Origin of the sequence: Sodalis sp. C49 (assembly GCF_046352915.1) — a bacterium.
In the GTDB taxonomy this organism is placed as follows: domain Bacteria; phylum Pseudomonadota; class Gammaproteobacteria; order Enterobacterales; family Enterobacteriaceae; genus Acerihabitans.
On the sequence record NZ_CP163303.1, the window covers coordinates 1,920,000 to 1,934,738 of the forward strand.

11 protein-coding genes are annotated in these 14,739 nt (G+C 59.1%); 1 reads left to right on the forward strand and 10 read right to left on the reverse strand.

Annotated elements, in window-relative coordinates:
- Nucleotides 1-51: 51 nt before the first annotated feature.
- From kdsB to serC, 10 genes are all read right to left on the reverse strand, one after another.
- The gene (gene kdsB, locus ABUK12_RS08680; protein WP_410015898.1) at nt 52-807 is read right to left on the reverse strand and encodes a 3-deoxy-manno-octulosonate cytidylyltransferase; all 756 of its coding nucleotides are present in this window, start codon (nt 805-807) and stop codon (nt 52-54) included.
- Entirely contained in the window at nt 804-986 is a 183-nt protein-coding gene (locus ABUK12_RS08685) for a Trm112 family protein (protein WP_162365646.1), read from the reverse strand. The genes kdsB and ABUK12_RS08685 overlap by 4 nt, the downstream gene beginning before the upstream one ends.
- A 388-nt stretch (nt 987-1,374) precedes the next feature.
- On the reverse strand, nt 1,375-2,370 hold the full coding sequence (gene lpxK / locus ABUK12_RS08690; RefSeq protein WP_410015899.1) for a tetraacyldisaccharide 4'-kinase: 996 nt from the start codon (nt 2,368-2,370) through the stop codon (nt 1,375-1,377).
- Entirely contained in the window at nt 2,363-4,114 is a 1,752-nt protein-coding gene (gene msbA, locus ABUK12_RS08695; RefSeq protein WP_410015900.1) for a lipid A ABC transporter ATP-binding protein/permease MsbA, read from the reverse strand. The genes lpxK and msbA overlap by 8 nt, the downstream gene beginning before the upstream one ends.
- Nucleotides 4,115-4,151: 37 nt before the next feature.
- Nucleotides 4,152-6,425, reverse strand: a complete 2,274-nt coding sequence (locus ABUK12_RS08700) for a ComEC family protein (RefSeq protein ID WP_410016592.1) — start codon at nt 6,423-6,425, stop codon at nt 4,152-4,154.
- A gap of 297 nt (nt 6,426-6,722) precedes the next feature.
- On the reverse strand, nt 6,723-7,010 hold the full coding sequence (gene ihfB / locus ABUK12_RS08705) for an integration host factor subunit beta (RefSeq protein ID WP_331120830.1): 288 nt from the start codon (nt 7,008-7,010) through the stop codon (nt 6,723-6,725).
- 93 nt (nt 7,011-7,103) lie between these two features.
- Complete coding sequence (rpsA, locus tag ABUK12_RS08710) at nt 7,104-8,786, reverse strand: 30S ribosomal protein S1 (RefSeq protein WP_410015901.1); 1,683 nt, start codon at nt 8,784-8,786, stop codon at nt 7,104-7,106.
- Nucleotides 8,787-8,897: 111 nt separating this feature from the next.
- Entirely contained in the window at nt 8,898-9,581 is a 684-nt protein-coding gene (cmk, locus tag ABUK12_RS08715; RefSeq protein ID WP_410015902.1) for a (d)CMP kinase, read from the reverse strand.
- A gap of 182 nt (nt 9,582-9,763) precedes the next feature.
- Entirely contained in the window at nt 9,764-11,053 is a 1,290-nt protein-coding gene (aroA, locus tag ABUK12_RS08720) for a 3-phosphoshikimate 1-carboxyvinyltransferase (protein ID WP_410015903.1), read from the reverse strand.
- Between the two features lie 243 nt (nt 11,054-11,296).
- Nucleotides 11,297-12,382, reverse strand: coding sequence for a 3-phosphoserine/phosphohydroxythreonine transaminase (gene serC, locus ABUK12_RS08725; RefSeq protein ID WP_410015904.1), 1,086 nt, complete (start codon nt 12,380-12,382; stop codon nt 11,297-11,299).
- A 247-nt stretch (nt 12,383-12,629) separates the two neighbouring features.
- Between serC and ycaO the strand changes: the two genes are divergently transcribed.
- Nucleotides 12,630-14,393 carry a 30S ribosomal protein S12 methylthiotransferase accessory factor YcaO gene (gene ycaO, locus ABUK12_RS08730; protein WP_410015905.1) on the forward strand — a complete coding sequence of 588 codons (1,764 nt, stop codon included), beginning with the start codon at nt 12,630-12,632 and terminating at the stop codon, nt 14,391-14,393.
- Nucleotides 14,394-14,739: the final 346 nt, after the last annotated feature.

The following is a 14,739-nucleotide window of genomic DNA, read 5'->3' on the forward strand; positions in this document are numbered from 1 at the left end:
GCTGGCTTCACCGGCAAACTTCTTCGTTTCAGATCAAGATTTAGCGGAATATCAGCGGTTATGGCGCATCAGTTCGCGCACGCGCAGCAGCTCTTCCGGCGTATCGACGCCGATGCCCGGCACCTCTTTCGCCACCGCGACATGAATCTTTTCGCCATACCACAGTACCCGCAATTGCTCGAGCATCTCAATCTGCTCCAGCTGGCTTGGTTGCCAGCCCACATAACGGCGGATAAAACCGGCGCGATAGCCATAGATGCCGATATGGCGCAAAAAGGTGTCGCCGATGGTCGCCCGGGAAACGGTGAAACGTTCACGTTCCCAGGGGATGGCGGCGCGGGAAAAATACAGCGCGAAACCCTGGGCATCCATCACCACTTTGACCGCGTTCGGATTAAAGGCTTCCTCGGCGGTGGTGATGGGCACCGCAAGCGTGGCCATGCCCGCCTGGCAATGGGCCAGATTATCAGCCACCTGGCGGATAATGACCGGCGGGATGAGCGGCTCGTCGCCTTGCACATTGACGACGATCTGGTCATCGGGAAATTGATAGCGGTCGATCACTTCCGCCAGGCGTTCGGTACCGGAGTGATGATCGGGGCGGGTCATGCAAACCTCGCCGCCGGCCTGGCGGACGGCATCCACCACGCCGGCGTGATCGGTCGCCACGATAACCCGGTCCGCGCCGGATTCCTGCGCGCGCTCCATGACATGCACCACCATCGGCTTGCCGTTAATATCCGCCAGGGGTTTGCCCGGCAGGCGGCTGGAGGCGAACCGCGCGGGAATGATAGCCACGAAACTCATTGATTTGTCTCGTCCAATGTCAGGGCGCGGGCCTCGCTCTCCAATAATACCGGTATACCGTCCCGGACCGGATAGGCCAGGGCATCCGATTTACAGATGAGTTCCTGTTTTTCTTTATTAAAATACAGCTTGCCGTTACATACCGGGCACGCCACGATTTCCAATAAACGGTGATCCATGTTTCCTCCAGCATACACACCCTGCGATGCGTCGATGGCCCAGAGAATAGCATAATGCGGCGGCGGGCGGGAATGGTTACGGCGATTAGCTGTAATTGACGTCACAACGATTGACGCAGGCTATTAACATTTTTGCAAAATAGGGTTGATCCAGGCACAGGAACGGCGTAATATTTTTTGTGAGCTACATCACACTTTAGACATTTAAGAGACAAACCTGCCATGAAAAAATTAAATAAAATAATTGCTTTGTTTGCTAATTTTAGCCGCTAAGCAAAAAATAACATCGCTCTCTCGGCCCGATCATCCCTGATGACCGGGCCGATTGTTTTTTCGCCGCCAAAAAAACGCCCCCTTATCAGCCCGCCCGGTTCCGGCGTGATTGACGCTAGCGCTTTTGCCGCGAGGCGATAATCGCCCGCTCGATAGGCGCCAGCAGCGCCTGCGCGTCCCGCTCCGGCAACTGGGCGCTTACCGGCAGATACCACCAGTTGGCCTGGGCGAAAGCGCGGCATTTCACCGCGTCTTTTTCCGTCATCAACAGCGTCTGGTGCGGCAAGGCCAGCGGCGCCAATTGCTCCAGGCGATAAGCCTGATGATCGCCGAAGGCAATTTCACCTTCGGTGACCACGCCAAGGGCGCGCAGGGTGGCGAAAAACCGCGGCGGATGCCCGATGCCCGCCATCGCCACGACCGAGCGCAGTTGCCCGGCAGGCCGGGTTTCACCGCTGGCCAAATTGACCGCGTCGCCCGGCACCAGGCGCATGGGAATCTCACCCGGTAATGCCTCGCCCCCGTTGACAATCACGGCGTCGACGCGTTTCAACCGGCCGGCCCGCTCGCGCATGGGGCCCGCCGGCAGCCACCAGCCGTTGCCAAAACGCCTGACGCCATCCACCACGACCCATTCGATGTCCCGCGCCAGCGCATAATGTTGCAGGCCGTCATCGGTGATAATCACATCCAGCGGCCGTCCGGCCAACAAGGCCGCCACCGCGTCCGCGCGCTTAGGCGCCACCGCCACCGCGGCGGCGGTGCGCTGGAAAATCAACACCGGCTCATCCCCCGCCTGTCGGCTGGTGGTATTGTCGTCCAGCAGCAGCGGGTAGCCGTCGGCCCGCCCGCCGTAGCCGCGGGATACCACGCCGACCCGCCAGCCGCGCCGCTGCAAATGCTCCACCAGCCACAACACCACGGGTGTTTTGCCGTTGCCGCCGGCGGTCAGGTTGCCCACCACCACCACCGGCACCGGGAAGCGGTAGGTTTTACGCCATCCCAGGCGATAGCCCAGCTTTATCAGCGCGCTGACCAGGCCGTATAGCCAGGATAACGGCAGCAGCAGCCAATACAGTTTCGACCCGCCGAACCAGATGCGATCAATCATTGCCGAACTGCATCCGGTGCAGTTGGGCATACGCGCCCTTCTGCGCCAGCAGGTCCTGATGCGAACCGCGCTCCACGATACGGCCGTTTTCCACCACCAGGATCTCATCGGCTTTTTCGATGGTCGACAGCCGATGGGCAATCACCAGCGAGGTGCGGTTTTTTTGCAGCGCGTCCAGCGCCTTCTGGATGGCGCGCTCCGATTCGGTGTCCAGCGCCGAGGTGGCCTCGTCAAGGATCAGGATCGGGCAATCACGCAGCAACGCGCGGGCAATGGCGATGCGCTGCCGCTGTCCGCCGGACAGCAGCACGCCGTTTTCACCGATGACCGTATCCAGGCCCTTATCCATTTTGGCGATAAAATCCATGGCGTACGCCATGCGGGCCGCATTCTCGATTTCCTCGCGCGAAAACCGGTCCTTGCGGGCATAGGCAATATTATTGGCGATGGTATCGTTAAATAAATGCACATTTTGCGAGACCAGCGCCACCTGATCGCGCAGCGATGACAGCTTGTATTCCCGCAGGTCATGTCCGTCCAGCAACACCGCGCCCTCCTGGACATCGTAAAACCGCGTCAGGAGGTTGGCGATGGTGGATTTGCCGGATCCGGAACGCCCGACCAGCGCCACCGTTTTGCCCGCGGGGATGGTCAGGCTGATATGTTCAAGGGAGGGTGTTTCCTTGCCGGGGTAATAAAAAGTGACGTCGCGGAATTCAACATGGCCTTCGGCGCGCTCGATCTCCAGCGTACCCTCATCCTTCTCCTGCTCCATATCCAGGATGGCAAACAGGGTCTGGCAAGCGGCCATGCCCCGTTGGAACTGGGAATTAACGTTAGTGAGCGATTTCAGCGGGCGCATCAGCGCAATCATGGATGAGAACACCACGGTAATGGTGCCGGCGGTCAGGTTTTGCATCACGCTCGGGAAACTGGCGGCATACAGGACAAACGCCAGTGCCAGTGAGGCGATAAACTGGATCACCGGGTCGGAGACCGACGAGGCGGAAACCATTTTCATGCCCTGCTGGCGCATGCGGTTGCTGACATGGTTGAAACGTTCGTTCTCGACCTTTTGGCCGCCGAAAATCAATACTTCCTTATGGCCTTTCAGCATCTGCTCGGCGCTGGTGGTGACCTGCCCCATGGTGTTCTGCATATTTTTGCTGATATTGCGAAAGCGTTTCGACACCTGGCGGATGGCAATGGAAACAATGGGGGCGATAACCACCAGGATCAGCGACAGTTGCCAGCTGTAATAGAACATCATGATAAACAGGCCGATAATCGAGGCGGTTTCGCGGATAACGGTAATCAGCGCGCTGGATGACGAGGAGGCCACCTGTTCCGAATCATAGGTAATGCGCGACAGCAGGGTACCGGTGGATTGCTGATCGAAAAAGGACACGGGCATGCCCATCATATGGCTGAACAGCCGGCGGCGCATTTGCATCACGACTTTGCCGGATACCCAGGATACACAATAACTGGAAACAAAACCGGTTGAACCGCGCACCACCATCAGGCCGATAACGGCCAGCGGCATCCACACCAGGATGCTGTTGTCGCTTTTGCCGAACCCGTCGTCCAGCAACGGCTTGAGTAATGACAGCATCAGGGTATCGCTGGCGGCATTCAGTATCAGGGCGATGGCAGAGACTATCAGGCCCGCCTTAAAAGGGGAGATCATCGGCCATAGGCGACGGAACGTCTGCCAGGTGGAGAGATCTTTATCATTAAGCATGCATTTAACCAGCGCTGAGTCTAAATAGCCGACCATTCTACTCATTATCGGCGTGGACGCCAAACCACTGGTGATACCAACGTGGCATAATTTGCTCCCGATATCCTTTTATCACCCAATTATTGTCATAAAAATGAATACTGACCTGACCTGAGCGGGCGGTATCATGCCAGGCGATGCCTTCCTGCCGGTAACGCTCCCTGATGAGCGGCGCGGGCAGGTGCCAGGGATTAAAGCGCGCCGCCGACGCCAGCGCCGCCGCTGGACGCACCGCGCGTAAAAAGGCCCGGGTGGACGAGGTTTTGCTGCCGTGGTGGGGAATCTGGAGAATATCGGCGCGCAGCCGGCCGCGGGCGGTCCTGAGCAAGGCTCGCTCGGCCGGCGACTCGATATCGCCGGTTAACAGCACGCTGAACGCGCCGTCCTCTATTTTGATCACGCAGGAATCATCATTGCCGGCTTTTTTAACCTGCGCCGGCGGCCACAGGACGCTGAACGTCAGTCCCTGCCATTGCCAGCGCTGTCCCACGACGCAGGGAAGATGGCCATTGCCGCGGTAAGAGCTGGCGACCGGCACCCCCGGGAACGCCCGTTTGAGGGTGCCGAGCCCGCCGATATGATCCTGATGGCTGTGGCTGAGGTAAATACCTTCCGGCGACAGGCCGCGCCAGGCCAGATAAGGCAGGATTTCCGCTTTGCCGATATCGCCGCCGCGCCAGCCGGCGCCGGTATCATATATCAGCGCTTTACCATGGCGCTCCACCACCACCGCCAGCCCGTGGCCGACGTCCAGCATATCCAACCGCCAGCGAGGCCGATCCGCCCTGTCGCGCGGCGCCAGCAGCAGCGCGCCGAGCACCAGCATATTGAGTCGATAGGTGCGCCACCAGCCGAAACGCCAGATAATCACCGCCAGCCAGCCGCCGATGCTCCACAGGATGCCGGTTTCCGGCAAATCCCGCCACCCACGCTGTAGCGGCGCCAGCGGCATAAAGACCAGCGTCAGCGATTGGTCGGCCAGATACCACAGCAGACGGCTCAGCGGCGGCAGCATGCCCAGGCAGATTGCCGCCAGGATCAGGGGCGTGGTGATAAACGACACCAGCGGCACCGCCCACAGGTTGGCAGGCAGCGACAGCGGATTAACGCCGTGGAATAATCCCCATTGCAGCGGCAGCAGCAACAGGGTCATGCCGGCCTGCAAATGTATCCAGCGCAGCCAGGCCCAGCGCAGCCCGGACTGGAAACGCGCCGGCAGCGGCGCCCACTGAAACCAGAAAATCAGCGCCGCCACCGCCAGGCATGACAGCCACAGGCTGCTTGACAGCACGCTAAGCGGGTCGGTAACCACTATCAGCGCCACGCACCACAGCCAAACCTGCCAGGCCCCGCAGCACACGCCGCGCATACGCAGCAGGAGCCATAGCGTCAGCGCCAGCAGCGCGCGGATGGCCGGAAAATTCACGCCGGAAATCCATACATACCCCGCCGCGGCCAGCCAGCCGATCGCCAGCGGCATCACCGGGCCGACCCAGCGCCCGGGCAGGACAAACTGGCCGCCGCGCGCCAGCAGCCAGCCAAACAGGGCCGCCAGTGAAATATGCAGGCCGGATATGGCCATCAGATGTGCGGTGCCGGTTTGCTGTAACAGCAGGCGTAGATCCTCCGGCATGCCCCGGCTTTCGCCAAACCCCAGCGCCAGTAAAATGGACGGCCAGCGCAGATCGGCGAACCGGGCGGCGGCGTTGTCGATAAGCCTTTGCCGCAAGCCGCAGCGGGCGTCTTCCACTTTGGCTTTGACGACCCGGCCCACCAGCGGTTGATGATTGGCGACGGCCCAGCGCTGGCTGTCAAAACCGCCCTGATTGAGCCGGCTATGCTGGGGGCGCAGCTTCAGCATCATTTTCCACTGCTGCCCGGCGCACCAGCGCTCCGGCAGCGACGCCCAGCTGATGGCGGCATGGACCGGAGGAAACACCCGTTTGCCCCCGGCCTGGGTTATTTTAATCACCGCGCCCGCGCGCGGGTTATGCCCATGATGGATACTGACGATATGGGCGCGCACGATAGCCCTGGGTTGGGATAATAGCGCCGTCTGCTCCAGTAATTGTATGGCGCAAAAACCGCTCCAGGCGAACGCGGCCAGAAATACCGCCGCTAAACGGCACCCTGGAGCGGGAAATAAGAGCAAGGCCCAGGCGGCCAGCGCAACGCCATGCAGCGCGGTGGGGGCCGGCAATACGGGTAAAAAGCCCAAGGGCACTATGCCGGCTATGGCGCAAAACGCCATATGGTTAACGGATAACGGCATCAGTAATAGGGTCCGGCAATCATCGGCGTGCCATCCTGGCGACATGACAGTGACGCCGAGTATTGTCCATGCCATCGGTCGCCGCCATCAGGGGTATGCGATAAGGCGATGCCGCTTCAGGACAATAAGATAGCCTTAACAGCCGGGCGCGCCAGGCTGCGCGCAAGCGCGCATTTGCCCTGGCGCAACCGGCGGCGCTTTTTTCACCGCCGCTGACGTCCAGGCATAAAAAAAGACACCCGAAGGTGTCTTGTTTGCGGCTGGCTTACAACGCCGGTGGGTCAACGCCCGGAGGCATTATGAGCCATAAATATTGGCGCGGTCGCGCAGCTCTTTGCCGGGCTTGAAATGGGGGACATATTTGCCTTCCAGTTCAACCTTATCCCCGGTTTTAGGGTTGCGTCCGACACGCGGTGCACGGTAGTGAAGTGAAAAACTGCCGAAACCACGGATTTCAATGCGCTCACCGCCGGCGAGGGTGGTCGCCATATGTTCGAGCATCTCTTTCACAGCATCCTCGACGATTTTTGCCGGGATATGAGCGTGCTGTCCAGCAAGTCTTTCAATAAGTTCAGACTTGGTCATAGTTCCTCCAAGTGCGCATTCCAGCGGATAAAGCAGGAACACGACCCAACTTAGCTACCGTCCAGGAGCGGCCGTCTCGCCGCTCCCCCATTATTATTCGCCTTTAGCTGCCTTGAACGCTTCAGCCATTGCACTGGAGAAATTGCTGGTATCTTCCTGCTTGTTGGTGCTGTTCACAGTGGCGATAGCATCTTTCTCATCAGCTTCATCCTTAGCACGAACGGACAGGCTGACAACGCGGTTTTTACGATCAACGCCGGTGAATTTAGCTTCAACGTCGTCGCCCACGTTCAGGACCAGGGTAGCGTCTTCAATGCGGTCACGCGATGCTTCGGAAGCACGCAGGTAACCTTCAACGCCGCCAGCTAATTCAACTGTAGCACCTTTAGCGTCAACTGCAGTGACTTTACCGGTAACAATGGTACCTTTCTTGTTCAAAGACAGGTAGTTATTAAACGGATCTTCAGCCAGTTGCTTCACGCCCAGTGAAATACGTTCGCGTTCTGCGTCAACCTGCAGGACCACGGCCGCGATTTCGTCGCCTTTCTTGTATTCGCGCACGGCTTCTTCGCCGGCAACATTCCAGGAGATGTCGGACAGATGAACCAGGCCGTCGATGCCGCCGTCCAGGCCGATGAAGATACCAAAGTCAGTGATTGACTTGATCTTGCCTTCGACGCGGTCACCCTTATTATGGGTTTCGGCGAACTGCTGCCATGGGTTGGCTTTGCACTGCTTGAGGCCCAGGGAGATACGGCGACGTTCTTCGTCGATATCCAGAACCATGACTTCAACCACGTCGCCCACGTTAACAACCTTGGACGGATGGATGTTTTTGTTGGTCCAATCCATTTCGGAAACGTGAACCAGGCCTTCGACGCCTTCTTCGATTTCAACGAAGCAGCCGTAATCGGTCAGGTTGGTCACGCGGCCGGTGAGGCGAGTGCCTTCCGGGTAACGTTTGGCGATAGCCACCCACGGATCTTCGCCGAGCTGTTTCAGGCCCAGGGAAACACGGGTACGTTCACGGTCGAATTTCAGGACCTTAACGGTGATTTCATCGCCGACATTGACGATTTCGCTCGGATGCTTAACACGCTTCCAGGCCATATCGGTAATATGCAGCAAGCCATCGACGCCGCCCAGATCGACAAACGCGCCATAGTCGGTAAGGTTCTTGACGATACCCTTAACTTCCATGCCTTCCTGCAGGTTTTCCAGCAGCTGATCGCGTTCCGCACTGTTTTCGGACTCGATCACCGCGCGACGGGAAACCACCACGTTGTTACGTTTCTGGTCCAGCTTGATAACTTTAAACTCAAGCTCTTTGCCTTCCAGATGCAGGGTATCGCGTACCGGACGCACGTCAACCAACGAACCCGGCAGGAACGCACGGATGCCGTTCAGTTCGACGGTGAAACCGCCCTTCACTTTGCCGTTGATGATGCCGGTAACGGTCGCGGCTTCTTCGTAGGCTTTTTCCAGCATCAGCCAGGCTTCATGGCGCTTGGCTTTTTCGCGAGACAGCAGGGTCTCACCGAAACCGTCTTCCACCGCGTCAAGCGCGACGTCGACCTGATCGCCAACCTTGATTTCCAGCTCGCCCTGAGCATTTTTAAACTGCTCGATAGGAATAGCGGATTCGGATTTCAGACCGGCGTCAACCAGTACGACATCTTTATCGATGGAAACAACGGTACCGCGCACGATGGAACCAGGACGGGTTTCGATTTCTTTCAGGGATTCTTCAAAGAGTTGAGCAAAAGATTCTGTCATATTTGATAATCTTCAGGTGTTTTTGATTAACGTCCATCCGGCATCCTGCTCGATGGGGTTGTTTTACACGCCCTATTGCCAGTCCCTGCAACGGGGTAGTTGTTTCCAAGGCTACGACAACGCCAGTATACGCCGTGAATGCGCCAATGCCTGAGCTATCACTTCATCGATAGTCATGCGGGTGGAATCCAGTACCAGAGCATCTGATGCCGGAACCAGCGGCGCCACCGGGCGGTTCCTGTCGCGTTCGTCCCTTTCCTTTATCTCGGATAAAAGGCGTTCAAAGTTAACACTAAAGCCCTTTTCCTGCAACTGCCGCATGCGGCGGTGCGCTCTTTCTTCCGAGGACGCGTCGAGAAAAATCTTCACCGGCGCCTCGGCAAACACCACGGTGCCCATATCCCGGCCGTCGGCAATCAGGCCCGGCGCCTCGCGGAATGCCCGCTGCCGACGCAGCAGGGCCTCGCGCACCCGGGGAAACGCGGCAATCTTGGAGGCGGTATTGCCCACCTCCTCGTTACGGATTTCACCGCTGACATCCTCGCCCTCGAGGATGATTTCCAGCTCGCCCGCCTGTACCTTGAAGCGTACGTCGAGATGCGCCGCCAGCGGCACCAGCGCTTCCTCCGCGTTGATATCGACCTGGTGGTGCAACGCCGCCAGGGCCAGGACGCGGTAAATGGCCCCCGAATCCAGCAGATGCCACCCTAATGCTTCCGCCAATGCTTTACACAGAGTGCCTTTCCCTGCACCGCTCGGTCCGTCGATGGTGATCACCGGGACTACTGCTGTCATTGTTTTCTCCTCTCAGCGGTTTGATTCTGGTTCCATAAATAATGAATTTACTATGATGCATTATACGCATCATAAGGAATAACGGTTACCCTTCGGCGTCAGGATCGTGAAATTAAGACACCGCGCGCGCGTTTTCATTCACCGGCGCGCCGCACGGCCGGTGAATAAACGGGAAAAGCGGGTTACGCCAGGGTGCTGATGGCGGCCAGCTGGCGGAAATAATCGGGGAAGGTTTTATTGGTGCACTTCGGATCGCGGATAGTCACCGGGGTATCGGACAACGCCACCAAGGAGAAGCACATCGCCATACGGTGATCGTTATAGGTGTCGATCGTGGCGGATATCAGCCTGGCCGGCGGCGTGATGGCGATATAGTCCTCGCCCTCCACCACGCCGGCGCCCACTTTGCGCAGCTCGGTGGCCATGGCCGCCAGCCGGTCGGTTTCCTTGACGCGCCAGTTGTAGATATTGCGCAGGGTGGTGGTGCCGCCGTCGGCGAACAGGGCGGTGGTGGCGATGGTCATGGCGGCGTCGGGAATATGGTTCATGTCCATATCGATGGCGTGCAGCCCGCCCCGGCGGCATTCGATAAAATCATCGCCCCAGCGGATGGTGGCGCCCATGCGCTCCAGCACATCGGCGAAGCGGATATCGCCCTGCACGCTGTTTTTGCCGATACCGGTAACCCGCACCGTGCCGCCGCGGATGGCCGCCGCCGCCAGGAAATACGACGCGGACGAGGCATCGCCCTCCACCAGATACTCGCCCGGCGAGCTATACCTCTGGCCGCCTTGCAGGTAAAACACCCGGTAGTCGTCATGGCGCGCCTGTATGCCAAAGGTTTTCATCAACGCCAGGGTGATATCAATATACGGCTTGGAAACCAGCTCGCCTTTGATGCGGATGGTGGTATCCCCGGCGGCCAGCGGCGCCGTCATCAGCAGGGCGGTGAGAAACTGGCTGGACACGCTGCCGTCGACGGTAATATCGCCGCCGCGAAAACCGCCGCGCAAACGCAACGGCGGGTAATTTTCCTGCTCCAGGTAATCCACCTCCGCGCCGCCCTGGCGCAGGGCATCCACCAGATGACCGATGGGACGCTCTTTCATGCGCGGCTCGCCGGTCAGGGTAATGTCATGCCGGCCCAGGCACAGCACTGCTGCCAGGGGCCGCATGGCGGTGCCGGCGTTGCCGAGAAACAGCGACAGCGGCGCCGGCGCGGTCAGGGCCTGCCCCCGGCCATCGATCTCGCATGTCCTGCGATCGTCGCTTAACCGGCAGACGACCCCGAGCGCGGCCAGGGCATCGAGCATATGGCGCACATCGTCGCTGTCGAGCAGATTGGTCAGGCGGGTGGTGCCGTCGGCCAGCGCCGCCAGCAACAGCGCCCGGTTCGAAACGCTTTTCGAGCCGGGAAGATTAATGGTGCCATCGACAAGTGCCACCGGTTGTAGGGTCAGGGATTCCAGCATGTGAAGCGCGTTCTCCAGCAAAAACAAAAACTCAGGCGATTGTAAACCCGCACAACAGCGTGAAGCGGGGGTAATAGGCAAGGAGGGCAAAGCGCGGCGCGCCGGGAACGCCTTAAAATAACGCACAGGCGTTGACCCGCAGGGCGGCTCTCACGGATGAGAGCCGCAACGGCGCGCCGGAGTTTCCAAGGCGGTATTTACCGCGGCTTAACGACCCGGCCCATCCTGCCCGTCAGTACGGAGTTAGCCATGGCGCCGGGCGAATCCATCCATAAAGGACACCAGCGCCTCGACGCCCGCCAGGGGCATGGCATTATACAGGGAAGCGCGCATCCCGCCCACGACGCGATGGCCTTTCAGCGCGTGCAGCCCCGCCGCGACGGATTCATCCAGGAACAGTTTATCCAGCGCCGCATCCGCCAGTAAAAAGGGCACGTTCATGCGCGAACGGTTGGCCGGGGCGACATCGTTGCGGTAGAAATCGCTTTGGTCGATGTAATGATACAATGTATCCGCCTTGGCCTGGTTGCGTTTGTCCATTTCCACCAGTCCGCCCTGCGCCTTCAGCCATTTAAATACCAGGCCGGACAGGTACCAGGCAAAGGTGGGCGGCGTATTGAACATGGAGTCATTCTCCGCCAGCACCTTATAATCCAGCACCGACGGCAGCTCGCGCCGCGCCTTGCCCAGCAGGTCGTCACGCACAATCACCAGCGTCAGGCCCGCCGGGCCGATATTCTTCTGCGCGCCGGCATAGATCACGCCAAAACGGCTGACATCCAGGGGACGGGACAAAATAGTGGAGGAATAATCGGCGACGACCACTTTATCGCCGAAATCAGGCAATTCATCAATCGCCAGGCCGTCGATGGTTTCGTTCGGACAGTAATGCACGTAGGCGCCGTCGGCGGATAAGTTCCATTCGCGCATGGGCTTAATCGCGCGCAGGCCGTCAATCCGTGTTTTGACGTCGATAACCTTCGGGTCACAATATTTCTGCGCTTCGCTTATGGCGCTATGCGCCCAGTAGCCGCCGTCGATATAGTCGGCGCTGGCGCTGTCGCCCAACAGATTGAGCGGCACCGCGGCAAACTGCGCCCGCGCGCCGCCGTGGCAGAACAGCACCTTATAATGGTCCGGAATACTCAGCAGCTCGCGCAGATCCTGTTCGGACTCCCGGGCCACCTCGATAAATTCCTTACTGCGATGGCTGATCTCCATCACCGACGTACCCAGACCGTGCCAGTTGCACAGTTCCTGCTCCGCGCGCCGCAAGACTTCCACCGGTATCATTGCCGGACCGGCGCTAAAATTAAACACCTGATTCATTTCCATCCACCACGTTGGCCAAAAAATTCGTTAATACTCATTCTATCGTTTTTATCACTCGCATCGGGGCGTCGCAACGGTTATTGCTTATCGGGCGTAATTTCAGCGCCGCCACCCGCACCCGGTCTTAACGGCGCCAGGGCGGATAAAACCGGCCGCTGCCGCGCTCACGATCGGGGGAATACATGGAGGCACGGCAGAAAACACCGTATTATGCGCCTTTCAAGACAATAAAAAGAGAACCTGCATGTCACAAACATTTATTCCCGGTAAAGACGCCGCCCTAGAAGACTCCATCGCCCGCTTTTACCAGCAGCTCGGCGCGCTGGGATTTAATATCGAAGAGGCTTCCTGGCTGAATCCCGTGCCGCACGTGTGGTCGGTGCATATCCGCGATCGCGACTGTCCGCTGTGTTTTACCAACGGTAAGGGCGCCAGTAAAAAAGCCGCCCTGGCGTCGGCGCTGGGCGAGTATTTCGAGCGGTTGTCCACCAACTATTTTTTTGCCGATTTTTATCTTGGCGCCAGTATCGCCAATGACGGGTTCGTGCATTATCCCAACGAGAAATGGTTCGCGCTGCCCGCCGATGGCCGTTTGCCGTCGGGCATCCTCGACGATGGCCTGCGGGCATTTTACGATCCGCAGCAGGAGCTGACCGCCCCCGCGCTGGTCGACCTGCAATCAGGCAATGCCGCGCGCGGCATCTGCGCCCTGCCGTTTGAGCGTCAGTCCGACCGGCAGACGGTGTATATCCCGGTGAACATCATCGGCAACCTGTATGTCTCCAACGGCATGTCGGCGGGCAATACCGCCAATGAAGCCCGGGTGCAGGCATTGTCGGAAGTGTTCGAGCGCCATATAAAGAACCGGATTATCGCCGAGTCCATAAGCCTGCCGGCTATCCCGCCGGCGGTAATGGCCCGTTATCCCGGCGTGATCGAGGCCATCGCCCGCCTGGAAGAGGAGGGCTTCCCGATTTTCGCCTATGACGCGTCGCTGGGCGGGCTGTATCCGGTGATGTGCGTGGTATTGTTTAATCCCGCCAACGGCACCTGCTTCGCCTCGTTTGGCGCGCATCCGGACCTCGGCGTGGCGCTGGAGCGCACGGTAACCGAATTGTTGCAGGGCCGCAGCCTGAAAGACCTGGATGTGTTCACGCCGCCGACCTTTGACGACGAGGAAGTGGCGGAGCAGACCAATCTGGAAACCCATTTTATCGACTCCAGCGGCCTGATTTCCTGGGATCTGTTTAAGCAGGATGCTGATTACGACTTTGCCGACTGGGACTTCAGCGGCAGCACCGGCGACGAATTCACCACTCTGATGGCCATTTTCCAGCGCCTGCACGCCGAAGTCTATATCGCCGATTACGAGCATCTGGATGTGTATGCCTGCCGCATCCTGGTGCCCGGGATGTCGGATATCTATCCGGTTGAAGACTTGCTGTTGGCCAATAACACCATGGCCGCCCATCTGCGCGCCACCCTGACCAGCCTGCCCGGCAGCCGCTGGCCGAAGCAGCGCTACCTGGCGCTGATAGAGCAGCTGGACGACGAAGGGCTGGACGACTTCACCCGCGTCCGGGAACTGCTGGGGCTGGCGACCGGCAGGGATAACGGCTGGTTTACCCTGCGCGTGGGCGAGCTGAAGGTGATGCTGGCGCTGGCGGGCGGCGACCTGGAGCAGGCGCTGATGTGGACCGAATGGACAAGGGACTTCAATGCATCGGTTTTTACGCCGGAACGCGAAAATTTTTACCGCTGCCTGCATAGCCTGCTGTTGCTGACCCAGGAACCGGACCGCGAGCTGGGGCAGTATGTTGCCGCCTTTGCGCGCATGTACGGCCAGGCCACGCTTGAGCGCGCGCAGGCGGCGCTTAAGGGCGAAAACTGTTTTTACGGCTTATTCGATATCGACAGCGACCTGCACGCCCTGCCCACCCACCGCGCCCTGCTTGCCGCCTATGAAAAGCTGCAGGCGGCCAAACGCCGCTATTGGCGCCCGGCATAAGGTTACGCCGGCGCGCCGCTGCAAACCGCCGATCCGCCGCGCCGGGACGGTGAACATCCCGGCATCACATGCACGACCGTCGGGCACCGCGCCCGGCGGCCATGACGACGGCCCGCCGTGCCCGTGGGCCACAAGATAACCCTGCATTTTTTGTGCCTTGCGCGTATAGTAGAGCCATAAATATGAAGCCGCGATGAAGATAACAGCGCGGTTATTGACGTTTCCTTTTTAGCGTCATTGTTTCAGGAAAGTAAAATCCGGCAAAATAATAGGTCCGGATGAAACAAATTACCCACATTAATGGCTATTCCATAACGCGTCAAAATGTACAAAAAATGTGGTCTTC

Coding starts and splice junctions, on each gene's coding strand:
- kdsB (WP_410015898.1), bottom strand. CDS start 807: ATGAGTTTCGTGGCTATCATTCCCGCGCGGTTCGCCTCCAGCCGCCTG.
- ABUK12_RS08685 (WP_162365646.1), bottom strand. CDS start 986: ATGGATCACCGTTTATTGGAAATCGTGGCGTGCCCGGTATGTAACGGC.
- lpxK (WP_410015899.1), bottom strand. CDS start 2,370: ATGATTGATCGCATCTGGTTCGGCGGGTCGAAACTGTATTGGCTGCTG.
- msbA (WP_410015900.1), bottom strand. CDS start 4,114: ATGCTTAATGATAAAGATCTCTCCACCTGGCAGACGTTCCGTCGCCTA.
- ABUK12_RS08700 (WP_410016592.1), bottom strand. CDS start 6,425: ATGCCGTTATCCGTTAACCATATGGCGTTTTGCGCCATAGCCGGCATA.
- ihfB (WP_331120830.1), bottom strand. CDS start 7,010: ATGACCAAGTCTGAACTTATTGAAAGACTTGCTGGACAGCACGCTCAT.
- rpsA (WP_410015901.1), bottom strand. CDS start 8,786: ATGACAGAATCTTTTGCTCAACTCTTTGAAGAATCCCTGAAAGAAATC.
- cmk (WP_410015902.1), bottom strand. CDS start 9,581: ATGACAGCAGTAGTCCCGGTGATCACCATCGACGGACCGAGCGGTGCA.
- aroA (WP_410015903.1), bottom strand. CDS start 11,053: ATGCTGGAATCCCTGACCCTACAACCGGTGGCACTTGTCGATGGCACC.
- serC (WP_410015904.1), bottom strand. CDS start 12,382: ATGAATCAGGTGTTTAATTTTAGCGCCGGTCCGGCAATGATACCGGTG.
- ycaO (WP_410015905.1), top strand. CDS start 12,630: ATGTCACAAACATTTATTCCCGGTAAAGACGCCGCCCTAGAAGACTCC.